17 protein-coding genes and 1 riboswitch are annotated in these 20,236 nt (G+C 68.2%); of the genes, 10 read left to right on the top strand and 7 right to left on the bottom strand.

Translation table 11 applies throughout. From position 1 onward, the window contains the following. Positions 1 to 2 precede the first annotated feature (2 nt). A complete protein-coding gene (prpC, locus tag ACFQQC_RS07775; protein ID WP_376861350.1) occupies positions 3 to 1,157 on the bottom strand; it encodes a 2-methylcitrate synthase in 1,155 nt (384 codons plus the stop codon). 310 nt (positions 1,158 to 1,467) lie between these two features. On the opposite strand from prpC, the gene acnD reads away from it, so the two are divergent. The 9 genes from acnD to ACFQQC_RS07730 all read left to right on the top strand — a co-directional run bounded on the left by acnD (position 1,468) and on the right by ACFQQC_RS07730 (position 14,056). After that, the gene (gene acnD / locus ACFQQC_RS07770; protein WP_376861348.1) at positions 1,468 to 4,092 is read left to right on the top strand and encodes a Fe/S-dependent 2-methylisocitrate dehydratase AcnD; all 2,625 of its coding nucleotides are present in this window, start codon (positions 1,468 to 1,470) and stop codon (positions 4,090 to 4,092) included. Further along, complete coding sequence (prpF, locus tag ACFQQC_RS07765; RefSeq protein WP_376861346.1) at positions 4,092 to 5,282, top strand: 2-methylaconitate cis-trans isomerase PrpF; 1,191 nt, start codon at positions 4,092 to 4,094, stop codon at positions 5,280 to 5,282. The genes acnD and prpF overlap by 1 nt, the downstream gene beginning before the upstream one ends. 59 nt (positions 5,283 to 5,341) lie before the next feature. Further along, a riboswitch (cobalamin riboswitch) is annotated at positions 5,342 to 5,548 on the top strand. A gap of 110 nt (positions 5,549 to 5,658) precedes the next feature. Beyond that, positions 5,659 to 6,648, top strand: coding sequence for a DUF1852 domain-containing protein (locus ACFQQC_RS07760; protein ID WP_376861345.1), 990 nt, complete (start codon positions 5,659 to 5,661; stop codon positions 6,646 to 6,648). A gap of 27 nt (positions 6,649 to 6,675) precedes the next feature. Further along, the gene (locus ACFQQC_RS07755) at positions 6,676 to 7,704 is read left to right on the top strand and encodes a methionine synthase (protein WP_376861343.1); all 1,029 of its coding nucleotides are present in this window, start codon (positions 6,676 to 6,678) and stop codon (positions 7,702 to 7,704) included. Between the two features lie 80 nt (positions 7,705 to 7,784). Continuing rightward, positions 7,785 to 9,227 (top strand): aldehyde dehydrogenase family protein, encoded by a 1,443-nt coding sequence (locus ACFQQC_RS07750; protein ID WP_376861341.1) that lies wholly within the window; start codon positions 7,785 to 7,787, stop codon positions 9,225 to 9,227. Between the two features lie 110 nt (positions 9,228 to 9,337). Beyond that, positions 9,338 to 11,044, top strand: a complete 1,707-nt coding sequence (locus tag ACFQQC_RS07745; RefSeq protein WP_376861339.1) for an alkaline phosphatase family protein — start codon at positions 9,338 to 9,340, stop codon at positions 11,042 to 11,044. Between the two features lie 104 nt (positions 11,045 to 11,148). Further along, positions 11,149 to 12,582, top strand: a complete 1,434-nt coding sequence (gene pyk, locus ACFQQC_RS07740) for a pyruvate kinase (protein ID WP_376861337.1) — start codon at positions 11,149 to 11,151, stop codon at positions 12,580 to 12,582. A 134-nt stretch (positions 12,583 to 12,716) separates the two neighbouring features. Next, complete coding sequence (locus ACFQQC_RS07735; RefSeq protein ID WP_376861335.1) at positions 12,717 to 13,757, top strand: DNA adenine methylase; 1,041 nt, start codon at positions 12,717 to 12,719, stop codon at positions 13,755 to 13,757. Positions 13,758 to 13,801: 44 nt separating this feature from the next. After that, positions 13,802 to 14,056, top strand: coding sequence for a hypothetical protein (locus ACFQQC_RS07730; protein WP_376861333.1), 255 nt, complete (start codon positions 13,802 to 13,804; stop codon positions 14,054 to 14,056). Here the strand turns inward: ACFQQC_RS07730 and ACFQQC_RS07725 are convergent. The 3 genes from ACFQQC_RS07725 to ACFQQC_RS07715 are packed head-to-tail and all read right to left on the bottom strand — an operon-like array spanning position 14,047 to position 15,813. Continuing rightward, positions 14,047 to 14,676 carry a ribonuclease HII gene (locus tag ACFQQC_RS07725; RefSeq protein ID WP_376861331.1) on the bottom strand — a complete coding sequence of 210 codons (630 nt, stop codon included), beginning with the start codon at positions 14,674 to 14,676 and terminating at the stop codon, positions 14,047 to 14,049. The genes ACFQQC_RS07730 and ACFQQC_RS07725 overlap by 10 nt on opposite strands. Next, positions 14,676 to 15,272, bottom strand: coding sequence for a DNA-3-methyladenine glycosylase I (locus ACFQQC_RS07720; protein ID WP_376861329.1), 597 nt, complete (start codon positions 15,270 to 15,272; stop codon positions 14,676 to 14,678). The genes ACFQQC_RS07725 and ACFQQC_RS07720 overlap by 1 nt, the downstream gene beginning before the upstream one ends. A 46-nt stretch (positions 15,273 to 15,318) precedes the next feature. After that, positions 15,319 to 15,813 (bottom strand): winged helix-turn-helix transcriptional regulator, encoded by a 495-nt coding sequence (locus ACFQQC_RS07715; protein ID WP_376861327.1) that lies wholly within the window; start codon positions 15,811 to 15,813, stop codon positions 15,319 to 15,321. A gap of 182 nt (positions 15,814 to 15,995) precedes the next feature. Here ACFQQC_RS07715 and ACFQQC_RS07710 point away from each other — a divergent pair, with 182 nt between their 5' ends. After that, positions 15,996 to 16,850, top strand: a complete 855-nt coding sequence (locus ACFQQC_RS07710; RefSeq protein ID WP_376861325.1) for an acyl-CoA thioesterase — start codon at positions 15,996 to 15,998, stop codon at positions 16,848 to 16,850. 40 nt (positions 16,851 to 16,890) lie between these two features. Here the strand turns inward: ACFQQC_RS07710 and ACFQQC_RS07705 are convergent, their stop codons facing one another. The 3 genes from ACFQQC_RS07705 to mnmA all read right to left on the bottom strand — a co-directional run bounded on the left by ACFQQC_RS07705 (position 16,891) and on the right by mnmA (position 20,184). After that, positions 16,891 to 18,108 carry an RtcB family protein gene (locus tag ACFQQC_RS07705; RefSeq protein WP_376861323.1) on the bottom strand — a complete coding sequence of 406 codons (1,218 nt, stop codon included), beginning with the start codon at positions 18,106 to 18,108 and terminating at the stop codon, positions 16,891 to 16,893. Positions 18,109 to 18,395: 287 nt separating this feature from the next. Then, positions 18,396 to 18,971 (bottom strand): hemerythrin domain-containing protein, encoded by a 576-nt coding sequence (locus ACFQQC_RS07700; RefSeq protein ID WP_376861321.1) that lies wholly within the window; start codon positions 18,969 to 18,971, stop codon positions 18,396 to 18,398. Then, positions 18,964 to 20,184 (bottom strand): tRNA 2-thiouridine(34) synthase MnmA, encoded by a 1,221-nt coding sequence (mnmA, locus tag ACFQQC_RS07695; protein ID WP_376861319.1) that lies wholly within the window; start codon positions 20,182 to 20,184, stop codon positions 18,964 to 18,966. The genes ACFQQC_RS07700 and mnmA overlap by 8 nt, the downstream gene beginning before the upstream one ends. Positions 20,185 to 20,236 lie beyond the last annotated feature (52 nt).

Here is a 20,236-nt window from a genome sequence, read left to right as displayed (position 1 = left end):
ACTCAGCCGCGCTTCGACAGCGGGACGAACTCGAGATTTTCAGGACCGGTGTAGTTCGCCGTCGGGCGGATGATCTTGCCGTCCTGGCGCTGTTCGATGACGTGCGCGGACCAGCCGGTGACGCGCGAGATGACGAACAGGGGGGTGAACATGGCCGTGGGCACGCCCATCATGTGGTAGCTGACGGCCGAGAACCAATCGAGGTTCGGGAACATCTTCTTGGCGTCCATCATGACGCTCTCGATGCGCTCGGCGATGTCATACATCTTGGTCGAGCCGGCCTCGTCGGACAGCTGTTTGGCGACGCGCTTGATGACGACGTTGCGCGGGTCCGAGATCGTATAGACCGGGTGGCCGAAGCCGATGATGACTTCCCTGGCGTCCATGCGACGGCGGATGTCGGCCTCGGCCTCGTCCGGATTGGCGTAACGCTTCTGGATTTCGAAGGCGACCTCATTGGCGCCGCCGTGCTTGGGCCCGCGCAGGGCGCCGATGGCGCCGGCGACGGCCGAGAACATGTCCGACCCGGTGCCGGCGATGACGCGGGCGGTGAAGGTCGAGGCGTTGAACTCGTGCTCGGCGTAGAGGATCAGCGAGGTGTGCATGGCCCGCACCCAGCTCTCGGACGGCTCCTTGCCGTGCAGCAGGTGCAGGAAGTGGCCGCCGATGGTCTCGTCGTCGGTCTCGACCTCGATGCGACGGCCGTTCTGGCTGAAGTGGTGCCAGTACAGCAGCATGGAGCCCAGCGAGGCCATCAGGCGGTCGGCGATGTCGCGCGCGCCCGGATGGTTGTGGTCATGGGCTTCCGGCAGGACGCAGCCGAGGGCCGAGACGCCGGTGCGCATCACATCCATCGGGTGGGCGGCGGCGGGCAGGCATTCCAGCGCGTCCATGACGGCGGCGGGCAGGCCGCGCAGGGCCTTCAGCTTGGCCTTGTAGGCCTTCAGCTCGGCCGCGTTCGGCAGCGTGCCGTGGATCAGCAGGTGGGCGATTTCCTCGAACTCGGCGCCTTCCGCGAAATCCAGGATGTCGTAGCCGCGGTAGTGCAGGTCATTGCCGGTCTTGCCGACGGTGCACAGGGCGGTGTTGCCGGCGGTGACGCCGGACAGGGCAACGGACTTCTTGGGCTTGAACGCGGGGGCGGCGGCGTCGGTCATCGATTTCCTCACTGGTCCAGTGCAGCGCGTCGCGGCGTTCTGGCGTCCCGGAGGGGAGCGCGGGCCGAGCCTGCACGCGGCGGCGCCCGTTGATCGCGCGTCCGCCCTGATTGATGGGCACGAAATAGCGGAATTCCGCGCCGGGTGAAGGGTGAATCTGCTTCGGGCGCGACTTGCGTGGTCGGGCCGTGCTACCACTTGGCAAAACAGAGCCAAATGGCCACGGGAACGCACAACGGCAGGAATGACAGCGCTTTCGGCGCTGCCCGTCGGCGGGATCGTGGTCCGACGACCGGACAAGAGTGCTGACATGAATACCGCCTTCCGCAAGCCGCTGCCGGGCACGGCGCTGGACTATTTCGACACCCGCGCGGCGGTCGAGGCGATCCGCCCGGGCGGCTATGACGGCCTGCCCTATGTGTCGCGCGTGCTGGCCGAGCAGCTGGTGCGGCGGTGCAATCCGGCCTCGCTGACCGCCGCCCTGACGCAGATCGTCGAGCGCCAGCGCGATCTGGACTTCCCCTGGTATCCGGCCCGCGTGGTCTGCCACGACATCCTGGGCCAGACGGCGCTGGTCGATCTGGCGGGCCTGCGCGACGCCATCGCCGATCAGGGCGGGGACCCGGCCAAGATCAATCCGGTGGTGCCGACCCAGCTGATCGTCGACCATTCGCTGGCCGTCGAGGCGCCCGGCTTTGATCCCGAGGCCTTCGCCAAGAACCGCGCCATCGAGGACCGCCGCAACGAGGACCGCTTCCACTTCATCGAGTGGACCAAGCGCGCTTTCGAGAACGTCGACGTCATCCCGGCCGGCAACGGCATCATGCACCAGATCAATCTGGAGAAGATGAGCCCGGTCATTCAGGCGCGCGACGGCGTGGCCTTCCCCGACACCTGCGTCGGCACCGACAGCCACACCCCGCACGTCGATGCGCTGGGCGTCATCGCCATCGGCGTCGGCGGTCTGGAGGCCGAGACGGTCATGCTGGGCCGTCCGTCGATGATGCGCCTGCCGGACATCGTCGGCGTGAAGCTGACCGGTCGTCGCCATGAGGGCATCACCGCCACTGACATCGTGCTGGCCCTGACCGAGTTCCTGCGCAAGGAGCGGGTCGTCGGCGCCTGGCTGGAGTTCTTCGGCGAGGGGGCGGACAGCCTGACCATCGGCGACCGCGCCACCATCTCGAACATGTGCCCGGAATACGGGGCGACGGCGGCGATGTTCTACATCGACCAGCAGACCATTGATTATCTGCGCCTGACCGGCCGCGAGCCGGAGCAGATCGCCCTGGTCGAGACCTACGCCAAGACGACCGGCCTGTGGGCCGAGGCGCTGAAGACCGCCGAGTACGAGCGGGTGCTGGAGTTCGACCTGTCGAGCGTCGAGCGTAATCTGGCCGGGCCGTCCAACCCGCACCGCCGCCTGCCGACCTCGGCCCTGCACGAGCGCGGCGTGGCCGTCGATCTGGAAGGCGCGCGGGCCGAGGAGCGCGAGGGCCTGATCCCCGACGGCGGCGTGATCATCGCCGCCATCACCAGCTGCACCAACACCTCCAACCCGCGCAACGTCGTGGCCGCCGGTCTGGTGGCGAAGAAGGCCCGCGCGCTGGGGCTGGACCGCAAGCCGTGGGTGAAGACCTCCTTCGCCCCCGGTTCGAAGGTGGCGCAGCTGTACCTGGAAGAGGCGGGCCTGCTGTCCGAGCTGGAGGCGCTGGGCTTCGGCATCGTCGGCTTCGCCTGCACCACCTGCAACGGCATGAGCGGCGCGCTGGACCCGGTGATCCAGAAGGAGATCGTCGACCGCGACCTCTATACGACCGCTGTCCTGTCGGGGAACCGCAACTTCGACGGCCGCATCCACCCCTATGCGAAACAGGCCTTCCTCGCTTCGCCGCCGCTGGTGGTCGCCTACGCCATCGCCGGGACGGTGCGGTTCGACATCGAGCAGGACGTGCTGGGGATCGCCCCGGACGGGTCGGAAATCCGCCTGAAGGACCTGTGGCCGACGGACGCCGAGATCGACGCCATCGTCGGCGAGCACGTGAAGCCCGAGCAGTTCCGCAACGTCTATGAGCCGATGTTCGCGCGCCGGACCATCATCGGCGCCCCGGTCAGCCCGCTGTACGACTGGCGGCCGATGTCGACCTATATCCGCCGTCCGCCCTACTGGGACACCGAGGGCCTCGGCGCCCTGGCGGCCAGCCCGCGCACCCTGAAGGGGATGCGGCCGCTGGCCATCCTGCCGGACAACATCACGACCGATCACCTGTCGCCGTCCAACGCCATCCTGCCGACCTCGGCGGCGGGCGAATATCTGACCTCGATGGGCGTGCCGGAGGAGGACTACAACTCCTACGCCACCCACCGTGGCGACCACCTGACCGCCATGCGCGCGACCTTCGCCAACCCCCAGCTGGTCAATGAAATGGCCGTGGTCGACGGGGCGGTGAAGAAGGGCTCGCTGGCCCGGCTGGAGCCGGACGGCGAGGTGGTCCGCATGTGGGAGGCGATCGAGACCTATCTGGGCCGTCGCCAACCGCTGATCATCATCGCGGGGGCCGACTACGGCCAGGGCTCGTCGCGGGACTGGGCCGCCAAGGGCGTGCGTCTGGCGGGGGTCGAGGCCATCGTCGCCGAGGGCTTCGAGCGCATCCACCGGACCAATCTTATCGGCATGGGCGTCATGCCGCTGGAGTTCATCAACGGCGTGACCCGTCTGGGCCTGAAGCTGGACGGCACCGAGACCTATGACGTCATCGGCACGCCCGCGCCGGGCGCCGAGCTGACGCTTGTCATCCATCGCACCGACGGTTCGGAAGAGACGGTGGCGGTGAAGTGCCGTCTGGATACGGCCGAGGAGGTGTCGATCTATGAGGCCGGCGGGGTGCTGCAGCGGTTCGCCCAGGACTTCCTCGACTCGGAGGCCGCCGCCTGATGTCCGGTCAGTTCCGCGTTCCCGCCACCTATATGCGCGGCGGTACCTCCAAGGGCGTCTTCTTCCGGCTGGAGGATCTGCCTGAGTCCTGCCGCGTTCCCGGCGCCGCGCGCGACCGACTGTTCCAGCGGGTGATCGGCAGTCCCGACGCCTATGGCAAGCATATCGACGGCATGGGCGGCGCGACTTCCAGCACCTCGAAATGCGTCATCATCTCGCCCAGCGACCGGCCGGGGCATGACGTCGACTATCTGTACGGTCAGGTGTCGATCGACACGGACTTCGTCGACTGGTCCGGCAACTGCGGGAACCTGTCGACCGCTGCGGGCGCCTTCGCGATCCATGCCGGCTATGTCGATGCGGGGTCGGACGGCGTGCGGACCGTGCGCATCTGGCAGGCCAATATCGGCAAGACCATCATCGCCCAAGTTCCGGTCAGTGGTGGCGCCGTGCAGGAGACCGGCGACTTCGAACTGGACGGGGTGACCTTCCCCGCCGCCGAGATCGTGCTGGAGTTTCTCGATCCCGCCGATGAAGGCGAGGGCGACGACGGCGGGGCCATGTTCCCGACCGGAAACCTGATCGACGCGCTGGACGTCCCCGAGGATCTGGTCGCGGGCGGCAAGCTGACCGTCACGATGATCAATGCGGGTATCCCGACGATCTTCGTCAACGCCGCCGACCTCGGCTACGCGGGCACGGAGCTGCAGGAGGCCATCAACGGCGATCCGGCGGCCCTGAAGCGGTTCGAGGCCCTGCGCGCCATCGGGGCGCTGAAGATGGGGCTGATCGACAGCCTCGAAGGCGCGGCCAAGCGCCAGCACACGCCCAAGATCGCCTTCGTCTCGCCGCCCAGGGACTATGTCTCATCCAGCGGCAAGGCGGTCGCGGCGGCCGATGTGGACCTGCTGGTCCGCGCCCTGTCGATGGGCAAGCTGCACCACGCCATGATGGGCACGGCGGCGGTGGCTATCGGGGCGGCGGCGGCGATCCCCGGCACGGTGGTCAATCTGGCGGCGGGGGGCGGCGAGCGTCAGTCGGTGCGCTTCGGCCACCCGTCCGGGACCCTGCGCGTCGGCGCCGAGGCCGTGCAGCAGGACGGCGGCTGGACCATCACCAAGGCGATCATGAGCCGGAGCGCCCGACGTCTGATGGAAGGCGCGGTCTTCGTTCCGGACGACACGATCTGAAAATCACATAATCATATAAAGATATCTTTATGTGATTATTGACATCCGGCGCGTCTGTGTCAGTCTGGCGGCGTCGTGGTTCTGCGCGTCCTCTCCGGAGGGCGCGGAGCTAAGAGGGAAGCCGGTGTGAAGCCGGCGCTGCCCCCGCAACTGTGAGCGGCGAGCCGAAGGTTCATCTCGTGTCACTGGGAGTCCAATCCCGGGAAGGCCGGACCGGAAGCCGTGACCCGTGAGCCAGGAGACCTGCCCCGACAGATAACGTCCTCCGGCGGGGTGTCCGGTCAGGTCGCATGAGCGCCGCGACGGGACTGATCCGCGCGGGCGATCGCGCGTCCCTGTCCGCTGTCCCGCCACAGCATCAACGGCAGAGACTCCCATGACCGCCGCCGACTTCACCTTCACCCTCTCGAGCATCGCGTTCGACGAGGACTATCACCCGGCCGAGAGCACGCGGCTCACCACCAATTTCGCCAATCTGGCCCGGGGCGAGAGCCGTCAGGAGAACCTGCGCAACACCCTGCGCATGATCGACAACCGGTTCAATTCGCTTGCGGATCAGGACAATCCGCGCGGGGACCGCTACGCGGTGGAGCTCAACATCGTCTCGGCGGCGCTGAACGTCGGGGGCGAGGATGACCGGGAGTCTTTCCCGCAGTTCGAGATCCTGCAGACGATCGTGGTCGACAGGGAGACGGGCGAGCGGACCAACGGCATCGTCGGCAACAACTTCTCATCCTACGTCCGCGACTACGACTTCAGCGTCGTTCTGCCGGCCCATATGAAGGCCAATCCGGGCGCCTTCGCTCCGGCGGACTACGGCGACCTGCATGGCAAGCTGTTCAGGCATTTCCTGAACTCGGCCGCCTATCGGGAAGCCTTCGCCAAACCGCCGGTGATCTGCCTGAGCGTGTCGAGCAACAAGACCTATCACCGCAACGGCAAGGCGCATCCGGTGCTGGGCCTGGAGTATGAGAACGACGCGTTCTCGCCGACCGACGACTATTTCGCGAAGATGGGGATGAAGGTCCGCTACTTCATGCCCCGGGGCAGCGTGGCGCCCTTCGCCTTCTACCACATCGGCGATCTGACGGCGGACTACACCGATCTGGAGCTGATCAGCACCATCGCGACGATGGAGACCTTCCAGAAGATCTATCGGCCCGAAATCTACAACGCCAACTCGCCGGCGGCCGACCAGTACCAGCCGAGCCTGAAATATCAGGACTATTCCCTGACCCGCATCGTCTACGACCGGGAGGAGCGCAGCCGGCTGGCCGTCGAACAGGGACGCTTCGTCGAGGAGCGGTTCATCAGGCCGCATCGGGCCCTGCTGGCGCAGTGGTCCGCCGATTTCGCCGCCGCCTGATCTGTTACGCGTTCACGAGACCTTCCCATGAGCAAACTCTTCCCCACCTCGACCGCCGGCAGCCTGCCGAAGCCCTCCTGGATCGCCACGCCCGAGCAGCTGTGGTCGCCCTGGAAGCTGGACGGCGATGAACTGGTCGCCGGCAAGCAGGACGCCCTGCGCCTGTCCGTGGACGATCAGCTGAAGGCCGGCATCGACATCGTCGGCGACGGCGAACAGACGCGTCAGCATTTCGTGACTACCTTCATCGAGCACCTGGACGGCGTCGACTTCGAGAAGCGCGAGACGGTGCGGATCCGCAATCGCTACGACGCCAGCGTGCCGACGGTGGTGGGCGCCGTGTCGCGCTCGAAGCCGGTCTTCGTCGAGGATGCGAAATTCCTGCGGGCCCAGACCGACAAGCCGATCAAATGGACCCTGCCCGGGCCGATGACGATGATCGACACCCTCTATGACGCCCACTACCAGAGCCGCGAGAAGCTGGCCTGGGAGTTCGCCAGGATCCTCAATGAGGAAGCGAAGGAACTGGAGGCGACCGGGGTCGATATCGTCCAGTTCGACGAGCCGGCCTTCAACGTCTTCTTCGACGAAGCCAACGACTGGGGCATCGCGACGCTGGAGCGCGCCGCCGAGGGTCTCAAATGCGAGACCGCCGTCCACATCTGCTACGGCTACGGCATCAAGGCCAATACCGACTGGAAGAAGACCCTCGGCTCCGAGTGGCGGCAGTATGAGCAGACCTTCCCCAACCTGCAGAAGTCGAGCATCGACATCATCTCGCTGGAGTGCCAGCACTCGCGCGTGCCTATGGAGCTGATCGAACTCGTTCGGGGCAAGAAGGTGATGGTCGGCGCCATCGACGTGGCGACCGACACGATCGAGACGCCGGAAGAGGTCGCCGACACCCTGCGCAAGGCGCTTCAGTTCGTCGACGCCGACAAGCTCTATCCCTGCACCAACTGCGGCATGACCCCGCTGTCCCGCAAGGTCGCCAACGGCAAGCTGCGCGCCCTGAGCGCCGGCGCCGAGATCGTCCGGAGGGAACTGTCGGCCTGATCCGCCCGCCGATGATTGGCGAAAGGCGGCGCATCGCTCTAGGGTCGCCGGCCTTCTGACTGTCTCCGGGACCGCCTGCCATGACCGACACGCTCGAACTCTCGCACTGGATCGACGGCGATCGGGTCGGGGGCGATCGTCCCGCCGAAAGCCGCAACCCGTCGGACACGCGCGAGGTCGTGGCCCGCACGCCCGACGGCTCGGCGGCGGATGTCGATGACGCCGTGGCGGCGGCGAAGGCGGCCTTCCCGGCCTGGGCGGACGCCTCGCCCGAGGCGCGATCGGACGTGCTCGACCGGGCCGGAACCCTGCTGATGGAGCGCAAGGAAGAGGTCGGCCGCCTGCTGTCGCGCGAGGAGGGCAAGACGCTGCCGGAAGGCATCGGCGAGACCGCCCGCGCCGCCCGCATCCTGAAGTATTTCGCCGGCGAGGCCCTGCGCCTGCACGGCCAGAACCTGGCCTCGACCCGTCCGGGCGTGGAGATCCAGACCTATCGCCAGCCGGTCGGCGTCTATGGCCTGATCACGCCGTGGAACTTCCCCATCGCCATCCCGGCCTGGAAGGCCGCGCCCGCGCTGGCGTTCGGCAATACGGTGGTGCTGAAGCCCGCCGGTCCGACCCCGGCCACGGCCGAGGCGCTGGTCGCCATCCTGCATGAGGCAGGCCTGCCGAAGGGCGTGCTGAACATGGTCATCGGTCGCGGCGGCGTCGGTCAGGCCATCGTTGACCACAAGGATATCGTCGGCGTCTCCTTCACCGGCTCGCAAAGTGTCGGCGCCGGGGTGGCGGCGGGCGCGGTGAAGCGTCAGGCCCGGGTGCAGCTGGAGATGGGCGGCAAGAACCCGCTGATCGTGCTGGACGACGCCGATCTGGAGCGGGCGGTGAACATCGCGCTGGACGGCTCCTTCTTCGCCACCGGCCAGCGCTGCACGGCCTCCAGTCGCCTGATCGTGCAGGACGGCGTCCATGACAAGTTCGTCGCCCTGCTGGCCGAGAAGGTCGCGGCCCTGCGCGTCGGCGATGCGCTGGATCCGAACAGCCAGATTGGGCCGGCGGTCAGCGAGGCCCAGATGGAGACCTCCTACACCTACGCCGATATCGCGCGCGGCGAGGGCGCCCGCATCGTCACCGGCGGCGACCGCCTGAAGCTGGACAAGCCCGGCTGGTACGTCCAGCCGACCCTGATCGCCGACACCGCCGCCGACATGCGGATCAACAATGAGGAGGTCTTCGGCCCCGTCGCCTCGACCATCCGCGTGAAGAGCTACGAGGAAGCTCTGGAGATCGCCAATGGCGTCGAGTTCGGTCTGTCGGCGGGCATCGTCACCAGCAGCCTGAAGCACGCCCGCGACTTCCAGCGCCGGGCCAAGGCGGGGATGACCATGGTCAACCTGCCGACGGCGGGCGTCGACTATCACGTACCGTTCGGCGGGACGAAGTCGTCCAGCTATGGCGCGCGCGAGCAGGGCTTCGCCGCGGCGGAGTTCTTCACCCAGATCAAGACCAGCTACAGCGCGGGATAAATCCGGGAAGAGGGGTGGCCTCGGCGGAGTGCGGAGCGTAGCAGTCCGGGCCTGTCGCAGAGCTGTCGCGCTGGAGCGCTAGGCGGCAGCGACCCGCAGGAGACGCCCCCGTGACCCGAGTCCGCACCACCTTCGCCGCCGCCGCCGCGCTTCTGACCCTCGCCGGATGCGGCGCTGTTCAGGGCTGGACGCCTGCCGCCCAGGCGCAGACCCCGGCGCCAGCCCCGGCTCCGGCGACGGAAGCGACCGCCCGGCCGACGCTGGTGGTGACGCTGGTGATCGACCAGTTCAGCGCCAATCTGTTCAACCAGTATCGTGACGATTTCACCGGTGGCCTGGCCACGCTGGCGCAGCAGGGGCGGGTGCACGCCAACGGCTTCCAGCAGCATGGCCTGACCGAGACCTGCCCGGGCCACTCCACCGTCCTGACCGGCATGAACCCGGCCCGCACCGGCATTCCGGCCAATGACTGGGTCGATCCGGCGACGGGCAAGGAGGTTTACTGCCTGTTCTCGCCGGTGAACCATCTGGCGCACGGCGACGACACGACCGACAACGGCGTGGTCGGGACCGAACAGCTTGAGGCCACGACCCTGGCCGACTGGCTGAAGGCCGCCAGCCCGCAGAGCCGCGTCTTCGCCGTCTCGGGCAAGGATCGCGGCGCCATCAACCTGAACGGCCACAAGGGCGACGGGGCCTACTGGTATACGGTGGGCTTCGGCTTCACGACCTATGTCGAGCCCGGCCAGACGGCGGAGGCGCGGCTGCAGCCGGTCGCCGCCCTGAACAGCCGGATCGCCGAACGCCTGCGCGCCACACCGCCGTCCTGGACCTACACCCGTGACGCCTGCCGGAACCTGGACGGCGAATGGGAAATCAATGGCCAGACCTTCCGCTCGAGCCTGCCGCCGCAGCGGTTCGAACTCGACACCTCGCCGATCCTCGATGAACTGACGCTGGAGGCGGCGACCGAACTTCTGGAGACGCAGCAACTGGGTCGTCGCGGCGTGGTGGACATGCTGGGCGTCAGCCTGTCGGGCACCGACCGGATCGGCCACACCTTCGGCACCCAGGGGCCGGAGATGTGCGAGCAGATGCATCGTCTCGACGCGGCGCTGGGCCGCTTCCTCGAGCGCCTGCCGCAGGGCGCGATCGTGGTGCTGACGGCCGACCACGGCGGCTCGGACTTCGTGGAGCGGCTGGCGGTTCGCGGCTATCCCCACGCCCATCGCGGCGACGCCGCCGCCATGGCCCGGATCAACGAGACGCTGAAGGCGCAGTTCGGCCTCGACTACGGCCCGCTGTCGCTGGGCGGAAGCGGCGTCATGGTCGGCGACGCCGAACAGAAGGGCCTGCCCGAGCCCCTGCGCGGTCGCATCCTGAACGCGGCGCTGGAGCTGCTGCGGGCCAATCCGGACATCGCCTTCGCCGAAAGCCGCGACGTGCTGCTGGCCGAGCCGATGCCGCCCGCCGACCTGACGCCGGACCTGATGACGGTGCGTCAGCGCATGCGCCTGTCGGCGGTGGCGCAGCGGTCGCCGGACATCATCACGGCGCTGAAGGAGAATGTAGTCATGGGCGGCCGGGTCGGTCGGACCATTTCGGGCCACGGCACGCCGTGGGACTATGACCGCCGCGTGCCGATCATCTTCTGGTGGCCGGGCGCGCAGGGGCAGGAGCGGTTCCTGCCCATCCGCACCATCGACATCGCTCCGACCCTGGCGCCGATTATCGGTGTGCAGACGCCGGCCGATCTGGACGGACGCTGCATCGACCTGCAGGCGCCGGGCGGTTCGGTCTGCCCGACCGGTCGCTGAGGCGCGTCCATAACTTCGTGTTTCCGGGAACCGGAGCGACTTTACCCGTTTCGCGTTTCACAGGCACAAGGGGCTCGCAATCGTAAGAAGACCAGAGCCACCCGATGAACAGAGCCCGGCGCGCGCGTATTGTCGCCACCCTTGGACCCGCCAGCCGGGCGCCCGGAACGGTGAAGGCGCTGGCCCAGGCGGGGGTGGACGTCTTCCGTCTGAACTTCAGCCACGGCTCGCATGAGGATCACGCGGCCGCGCTGAAGGCGGTGCGCGGCGTCGAGATGGCGCTCAAGCGGCCGCTGGGCGTGCTGGCTGACCTGCAGGGGCCCAAGCTGCGTCTCGGCCGCTTCGCCAATGTCGAGATCGACGTGGGGCCCGGGCACAGGATGCGCTTCGACCTCGACCCGACGCCGGGCGACGAGACGCGGGTGCAGATGCCCCACCCGGAAATCTTCAAGGCCCTGCGCACCGGCATGCTGTTGCTGCTGGACGACGGCCGGGTGCGGCTGCGCGTCGGCGAGCGGACGGACGAGTGGGCCGATGTCACCGTCGAGAGCGGCAGCAAGCTGTCGGACCGCAAGGGCGTGGCGGTGCCGGAGGCGGTGATCCCGGTTTCGGCCCTGACGCCCAAGGACCGCGAGGACCTGGCCTTCGCCCTGCGCATTGGTGTCGACTGGGTGGCCCTCAGCTTCGTGCAGAAGGCCGAGGACATGGCCGAACTGAAGCAGCTGGTGAAGGGCAAGGCCGCCTGCCTGGCCAAGATCGAGAAGCCCCAGGCCCTGGCCCAGCTGGACAGCATCCTGGACTACTGCGACGGCGTCATGGTCGCCCGCGGCGATCTGGGCGTGGAGCTGGACCCGGAAGAGGTGCCGGTGGCCCAGAAGCAGATCATCCGCGCCGCCCGCGATCGCGGCGTGCCGGTGATCGTCGCCACCCAGATGCTGGAATCGATGACCAGCGCCCCCGCGCCGACCCGCGCCGAGGCCTCGGACGTGGCCAACGCCGCCTATGAGGGCGCCGACGCCCTGATGCTGTCGGCCGAGACCGCCTCGGGCCAGTATCCGCTGGAGGCCGTATCGGTGATGAGCCGGATCATCGAGCGGGTCGAGAGCGATCCCCTGTGGCCCAGCCTGATGGACGCCGAACACGCCGGCATGCACGATTTCGACGCCGACGCCCTGGTGGCCGCGGCGCGCAAGGCGGCCGAGGCCCAGTCGACGGCCTGTATCGTGGTCTTCACCACTCTTGGCGGCACCGCCCGCCGGATGGCCCGCGAGCGGCCGCTGCAGCCGGTGCTGGCCCTGACGCCGAACCCCGACACCGCCCGCCGTCTGGCGCTGGTCTGGGGGCTGGAGACCCGGCTGGGCAAGGAGCCGACCTCGCTGGAGGATGTCACTGAGGACGCGGTGACCAGCGCCATGACCTACGGCCTCGCCGAGCCCGGCCAGCGCATCCTGATCCTCGCCGGAACGCCCTTCGGCGCGCCGGGGGCTGCGAATCTGCTGCGTCTGGCGCATGCTCCGACCAAGAAGGGCAAGCGCTGACCAGTTCCTCCCCCTTGGGGGAGGGGGACCATCCGAAGGATGGTGGAGGGGCGCGGGCCGGAAATACGGTGTGGGGCTGACACCCCTCCACCGCTTCGCGGTCCCCCTCCCCCGGAGGGGGAGGAAGGGGCGTCTTGATCAAATACATCGGCTCCAAGCGCGCCCTGCTCGGTCAGGTGTCGGCCACGGTCGCCGCCCTGCTGCCGCAGGGAGGAGCGGTGTGCGACCTGTTCTCCGGCTCGGCACGGGTGGGCCATGCGCTGAAGGGGCAGGGGTTCCGGGTCTGGTCGAATGACCACAACGCCTACGCCCACACCCTGGCCGTCGGCTATGTGCAGGCCGACCGGGAGCGCTGGATGGAGCGGGCGGAAGGCGTCCTGGCCGAGCTACGCGCGGTGAAGCCCGAGGCGGGCTGGTTCACCAAGGCCTTCTGCGAGGATGCCCGCTTCTTCCATCCCGACAACGGCGCCGTCATCGACGCCCTGCGCGAGCGGATCGCGGCGATGGCGCTGGAGCCGGAGCTGGAGGCGGTCGCGCTGGTGGCCCTGATGGAGGCGGCGGATCGGGTCGATTCCACGGCCGGTTTGCAGATGGCCTATATGAAGTCCTGGGCTCCAAGGGCGCTGAAGCGGCTGGAGCTGCGGATGCCAGACATCCTGCCGGGCGTGGCGGGCGGTCCCTGCAAGGCGACCCATGCGGACGCCGTTGAGATCGCGCCGGAGATCGAGGCGGACCTCGTCTATCTGGACCCGCCGTACAACCAGCATTCCTACCTCGGGAACTACCACTGCTGGGAAAGTCTGGTTCTGTGGGACAAGCCCGAGACCTATGGCGTCGCCAACAAGCGGATCGACGTGAAGACCCGCAAGAGCGCCTTCAACAGCCGCCCCGGCATCGGCCCGGCGCTGGAATCGGTGATCGCCAATCTGAAGGCCCCCAATCTGGTCGTCTCCTTCAATGACGAGGGCTATCTGAGCCGCGATCAGCTGGTCGCCATGCTGTCCGCGCGGGGGGAGGTGCAGGTGATCGAGATCGCCCGGCCCCGCTACGTCGGCGCCCGTATCGGCATCCATAATCCCAAGGGCGAGAAGGTCGGGGCGGTCGGTCGGCTGCGGAACGTCGAATATCTGTTCGTGGTCGGCGAGCGCCGGATCGAGATCGCAGAGGCCGCGTAAGGGAACGGCCTGACTCCCGGGCCGTTGTGTCCGGCATGGAACAGATGACCATGACCCCCTCGCGCCGCATGGAAGGCGTTCGCGCCTATGACCGGGCCGCCGATGCGTTCGGCGTCGTCGCCTGGAAGGCCCCTGGCGCCAGTCGTTTCGAACACCGGCCCGCCAACGATACGGTCGAGACGCCCGAGCCGACGGTCAAGGACATGGTCGGCGCCATTCCCGGCTGGGCAGTGGTCGTGGGCGGCGGGGTGGTCGCGGCCCTGATGGGCGTGCTGCTGGGCGGCGCGCTTCAGGTCTGACCTTCAAGCAAGGCCTTCACCGGTCCCCATGAGCGTCGATGCTCGGGGCAAGGGCCGTGGAGGCGGAGCGCCTCGGAATGGATCGGGGCGTTGTAGCCCTTGTGCCGGGCGAAGCCGTAGGCGGGGTAGAGGGCGTCCATCTCGATCATCACCCGGTCCCGCGCCGTCTTGGCGAGAATGGAGGCCGCGGCGATCGACAGGGACAGGCTGTCCCCCTTCACGACAGTCTGGATCGGGCAGGGGAGTTTGAAGCGGTAGTTGCCGTCCACGAGCGCCGCGACCGCCGGAACCTGCAGGGCCCCGATGGCGCGGCACATGGCCAGACCCGTGGCGCCGAGGATGTTCAGCTCCTCGATCTCGCGCGCCGAGGCGAAGCCGACGCCCCAGGCGAGGGCGCGGGCCTTGATCTCCGGCTCCAGCGCCGCGCGGCGCTTCTCGGTCAGGGCCTTGGAGTCGTCGATGCCGGGGGGCAGGTCGTCGGGATTAAGGATCACCGCCGCCGCCGAGACCGGCCCGGCCCACGGCCCGCGCCCGGCCTCGTCCACGCCGCAGACCAGCCCGCCGCTGGACTGGGCCAGCAGGGTCTCGAGGGCGAGGGTGGGGAAGGCGCGGTCGGACATCAGGTGCGGGCCATCGCACGAACCTCGACCTGACGAAAGCATGATCGTTGGTGGTCGTTGACCATGCCGACCGCCTGCATGAAGGCGTAGACGATGACCGGGCCGCAGAAGTTGAAGCCGCGCTTCTTCAGCGCCTTCGCCATGGCCTCGCTCTCGGGCGTCTTCACCGGGGCCTCGCGGAAGTCGGACCAGTCGTTCTGGATCGGCGACCCGCCGACGAAGGACCAGAGCCAGGCGGAGAAATCCTCGCCGTTGTCACGCATCTCCAGCCAGATCTGGGCGCCTCGGATGGCGGCGTTGATCTTGGCGCGCGAGCGGATGATGCGCGGATCGGCCAGCAGCCGTTCGATGTCGGCCTCGCCATAGGCGGCGACCTTCTCGGGATCGAAACCGTCGAAGGCGTCGCGGATGCCCTCGCGCTTCCGCAGGATGGTGATCCACGCCAGCCCGGCCTGGAAGCCGTCGAGGATCAGCTTCTCCCACAGGGCGCGGGCGTCATACTCGGGCACGCCCCATTCCTCGTCGTGATAGGCGATGTAGAGGGCGTCGGTGGTCCCGCACCAGCCGCAGCGGCCGTCAGCGTGTGAGTCGGTCATGGGGCCAGCATGACGGCCCCCTGCTGTCAGTGGAAGGCAGCAGCCCTCAGGCCGCCTCGTCCTTGGCCGGCATGACCTCGCCCACGGTCGGGCGGTTGCGGTCGTGGATCAGCTGGATGTCGCGCGGTTTGACGATCTCGTTGCAGTGGGCGCAGGCGATGCGCGGGTTGAGATCGTGCTCGCAGGTCTTGTGGACCATCTTCAGCCCGGCGTTTTCCTCGCCATAGACGTGCTTGGCGCCCCAGGCGTGCAGGGTGACCAGGACGCCATAGAGATCCTTGCCCTTGGCGGTGAGGACGTACTCGTTGCGCGGCGGGCGCTCGGAATAGAGGCGGGGCTCCAGCACGCCGTGCTGGACCAGGGTCTTCAGGCGCGCGGCCAGAACATTGCGGGCGACGCCGAGCCGCTCCTGCCACTGTTCAAAGCGGCTGACGCCGTTGAAGGCGTCGCGGATGACCAGAAGGGTCCACGGATCGCCGATCACCTCGAGGGTGCCGGCGATGGTGCAGCTCTGGCGAGAATAGTCGGCGGTGCGTCCCATGCCCGCAAAGGTGACCCCACGTCAGCTGATTTGCAAGAGGGTTGCCAATCTGAACCCACTAAGTCAGTCTTGTTTCACTACGGACGTGTTGCGGGCGACCGCCGGGCGTTTCGTGGTCCCTTGAACTTCGGGCGGAGGATTCCGGTCTTCCGCCCGTCCTTTTGCGCCGATAGACCGATCGCATGACCTTCCAGACCCTCGATGAAGCCCTGACCCTGACCGAGGACGGCGAGGGCGGCCTGCTGGCCCCGATGACCGGCTCCTTCTCCAACGCCCCGACGATGATGCCGGCCGAGCGTGGCTCGCCCTTCGGCGGGCTGATGGCGGCGCTGGCGGCGAAGGCGGCGCGCGAGACGCTGGGGATCAGCGCCCCTCTGCGCACGGTGGCGACCCAGTTCCACATCGGGGCGAAGTTCGAGCCGATGACGATCAACAGTGAACTGCTGCGGGGCGGCCGTTCCGCCGCCTATGGGCTGGTGAAGGCGGGGCAGGGCGACCGGCTGGCGATGACCGGCCTGGTCACCTTCGGCGCGCCGGGCGAGGGGCCGGAGCTGCGCGCCGCCTCCATCACGCCGCCGCCGCTGCTGGAGCAGCCGCTGACGCCGATGGACCCGCAGTTCGGGCCGCACTTCATCAGGCACGTCGAGCACCGCTTCGTCGGGGGCATCCAGCTGTTCGGGCGCAACGAGACCGATCGGATGGGGGTGTGGATGCGCACTGTGGACGGCAAGCCGCTGGACGAGGCCCGTCTGGCCTTCCTGCTGGACGCCACCTTCCCGGTCTACTGGACCATGCTGCCCGCCCCGCCGGCCATCTCGGCCACGGCGGACCTGCGCTACGACTTCTTCGGCCCGATCCCCGAGGACGCGGCCCCTGACGGCTGGACCTATTTCGAGTTCGTCTCGCGCGACAGCCACGGCGGCTGGACGGTCGAGGATGCGACGGCCTGGGCGCAGGACGGGCGGCCGCTGGCGGTCGGGCGTCAGCTGAGGAAGGTGCTGGCGTCGCGGGCGCCGAAGGCCCCGGCGGAGGGCTGAACGACGAAAGCCGGCCACGCTTGCGCGCGACCGGCCTCCGTCATCCCTTGACGCACACCACCTGACGCAGGGTGTGCACGACCTCGATCAGCTCGGACTGGGCCGCGATCACGGCGTCGATGTCCTTGTAGGCCATCGGCGTTTCGTCGATCACGTCCGCGTCCTTGCGGCACTCGACGCCCTGGGTGGCGCGGACGTGGTCCTCCACCGTAAAGCGACGCTTGGCCTCGGTCCGGCTCATGGTCCGACCGGCGCCGTGAGAGCAGGTGCAGAAGCTTTCCGCATTGCCCTTGCCGCGCACGATGAAGGACTTGGCGCCCATCGAGCCGGGGATGATGCCCAGCTCGCCGTCCTTGGCCGACACCGCACCCTTGCGGGTCAGGAACACGTCCTTGCCGAAGTGGCGTTCCTTCGAGACGTAGTTGTGGTGGCAGTTCACCGCTTCCTGCGTCGTCTCCAGATCCGGCCAGAACGCGCGCAGCACGTTCAGGACGCTGTCCATCATCACCTCACGGTTGGCGCGGGCGTATTTCTGCGCCCACGACACCGCGCGGATGTAGTCGATGAAGCCCTCCGACCCTTCCGGGAAGTAGGCCAGGTCCTGATCCGGCAGGTTCAGGAACCAGCGACGCGCCTCATGCTTGGCCCGCTCGATGAAGTAGGTCCCGAAGCGGTTGCCGACACCCCGCGAACCGGAGTGCAGCATCACCCACACATCGCCCGCCTCATCGAGGCAGAGCTCGATGAAGTGGTTGCCCGTGCCGAGCGTGCCCAGGTGGCCGAAGCCACGCGGGTGCGCCGCCTTGGGGTGCTTCTCCACCACGGCGTCGTAGCCGGCCTTGAGGTCGGCCCAGCGGGTCACCGCCGCGGCCGGGGGCTCGTCGGCCCAGGCGCCCTTGTCGTTGCGCCCGCCGTTGTCGGTGCGGCCGTGCGGAACGGCCGCCTCGATGGCGGAACGGATGCCCGACAGGTCGTCCGGCAGGTGCTCGGCGCGGATCGAGGTCCGCACCGCCATCATGCCGCAGCCGATGTCCACGCCCACGGCGGCCGGGATGATGGCCCCCACGGCGGGGATCACCGACCCCACGGTCGCGCCCTTGCCCCAGTGCACGTCCGGCATGACCGCGATGTGCTTATGGATGAACGGCAGGGCCGCCACGTTCTTGAGCTGCTTGAGCGCGGCGTCCTCGATCGGCACGCCACGGGTCCACGCCTTGATGGGCGCGCCCGGGCTTTCGATCACGTCATAGTCGCGCATGGCTCTCTCCTTTCTTTCGTTGATCCTTCCGGACCGGCGGGAGAGGGCGCTTGCGGATACAAGAAACCCCTCCGGCCGGTTGGCGGGAGGGGTTGCTTGAAAACCGAAGCCGTTACGGCCCTGTCATTCCCTACACACCCTCCGCGCACGCGCCATTGGTCTCGACCGGCTGGCGGTCGAGCTGCATGGGCAGCCGGGAGTTGGCGTAACAGGCGAACATGGGTCGTCTCGTTTTCGGGAGGGCGCTGATATCCGAAGCGTCAGCGGATGGCCAGCCCCGAAATTGGTCAGTGCGGCAGGCCGCGCAAGTGGATCAGGGGGATGACGATGTCCTCCTCGTCCTCCAGATGGCGCAGTAGGGGACGGGCGCCGGCATCCAGCGTGTCGACCAGCCGGGCGGCTCTGTCGGCGGCGTCAGGGGCGTTGGAAGCGATGGCCTGATGGAAGGCGAGGCCGGACTGGAACAGGGCTTCCAGCGTGTGATGGATGGCGTCGTGGTCGCGGTCCAGCAGGTCGATGCCGTGGGCGATCTTGGGCTCGATCTTCCGCATGGCCGGGAAATACTGGCCGCTCTCGATCCGGTGGTGACCGTCGAGGTGCTGGAGGAAGGACTGCAGCGCCGGGATCAGTTGGCGGTGCAGGACGCGGATGTCGCCACCCGCGCGCCACTGGCTGACCAGCCCGTCCATATGGGCCTGATGGCCCCGGAAGGAGCCGTGCATCTGAAGCCAGAAGGCGGCGGTCTGGTCGAGACCGGGCTCGGCCCAGCGGTCGCGGGGATATTCCTCGCGCAGGTAAAGCATCTCGACCGGCAGGCCGTGCCGGGTGGCGAGCGCCAACGCCTCGGGAGAGGGATCAGGCAACCGCGGTGGTCGCGGTGATGAAGCCGCCGCCCAGCAGGCGCTCGGTGTCGGCGGGGTCGTAGAGGGCGCAGGCCTGGCCGGGGGCGACGCCTTCCTCGCCCTTCTCGAACACCACGCTGACGACGCCGTCCTCGATCTTCAGACGGGCCGGGGAGGGCGGACGGGTGGAGCGGACGCGGGCAAGCACCGGCGCGCCCTCGAGGGCGGCCGCTTCGATGGAGGGCTGGTCGCCCAGCCAGTTGGTCTCGTCCAGCGTCAGGGACGCGGTCAGCAGGGCCTCGCGCGGGCCGACGATGACGTGGCGCTTCACCGGATCCAGCCTGGTGACGAACAGGGGCTCGCCGACGGCGACGTTCAGACCCCGGCGCTGGCCGATGGTGTAGTCGGTGATGCCCGCGTGCTTGCCCAGGGTGCGGCCATCCATGTGCACGATCTCGCCGGCCTCGCGGCCTTCGGGGCGCAGCTTGTCGATCAGCGAGCGATAGTCGCCCGAGGGCACGAAGCAGATGTCTTGGCTGTCCGGCTTGGCGGCGATGCGCAGGCCGAGTTCGAGCGCCACGCCGCGCACCTGCGGCTTCTCCAGATCGGCCAGGGGGAAGCGCAGGTAATCCAGCTGCTCCGGCGTGGTGGCGAACAGGAAGTAGGACTGGTCGCGCGAGTGGTCGATGGCCTTGCGCATCTGGGCGCGGCCGTTAACGACCGCGCGGCGGACGTAGTGGCCCGTCGCCATGGCCTCGGCGCCAAGGTCGCGGGCGACGTCCAGCAGGTCGCGGAACTTGACCGTCTGGTTGCAGCGGATGCACGGCACCGGCGTCTCGCCGCGAAGATAGCTGTCGGCGAACTGGTCGATCACGGCGTCGCGGAAGCGGCTTTCGTAGTCGAGGACGTAGTGCGGGATGCCGATGGTCTCCGCGGCCAGACGGGCGTCGTGGATGTCCTGACCGGCGCAGCAGGCGCCCTTCTTCTTGAGCGCCGCGCCGTGATCGTAAAGCTGCAGCGTCACGCCGACGACGTCATAGCCCGCCTTGTGCAGCAGGCCGGCGACGACGGTGGAGTCCACACCGCCGGACATGGCCGCGACCACCCGACTGCCGACCGGCAGGCCGACCGCCTTGCGCGCGCTCTCGATCGCCGCGTCCATGTCCTGCTGCGAGGCCATGGGGGCGATATCGGGAACGGGGCAGATGTCCTCGGCGAAAGTCATGGCGGCCATTTAGTGCTGAAGCCGTACAATTTCGAGGCCCGGTGAAACATCAGGCGAAAAA

This window comes from Brevundimonas sp. GCM10030266, from assembly GCF_042666595.1.
Lineage (GTDB): Bacteria > Pseudomonadota > Alphaproteobacteria > Caulobacterales > Caulobacteraceae > Brevundimonas.
Note: the sequence above shows the minus strand (reverse complement) of the source record. Positions and strands in the feature narration are given on the sequence as shown.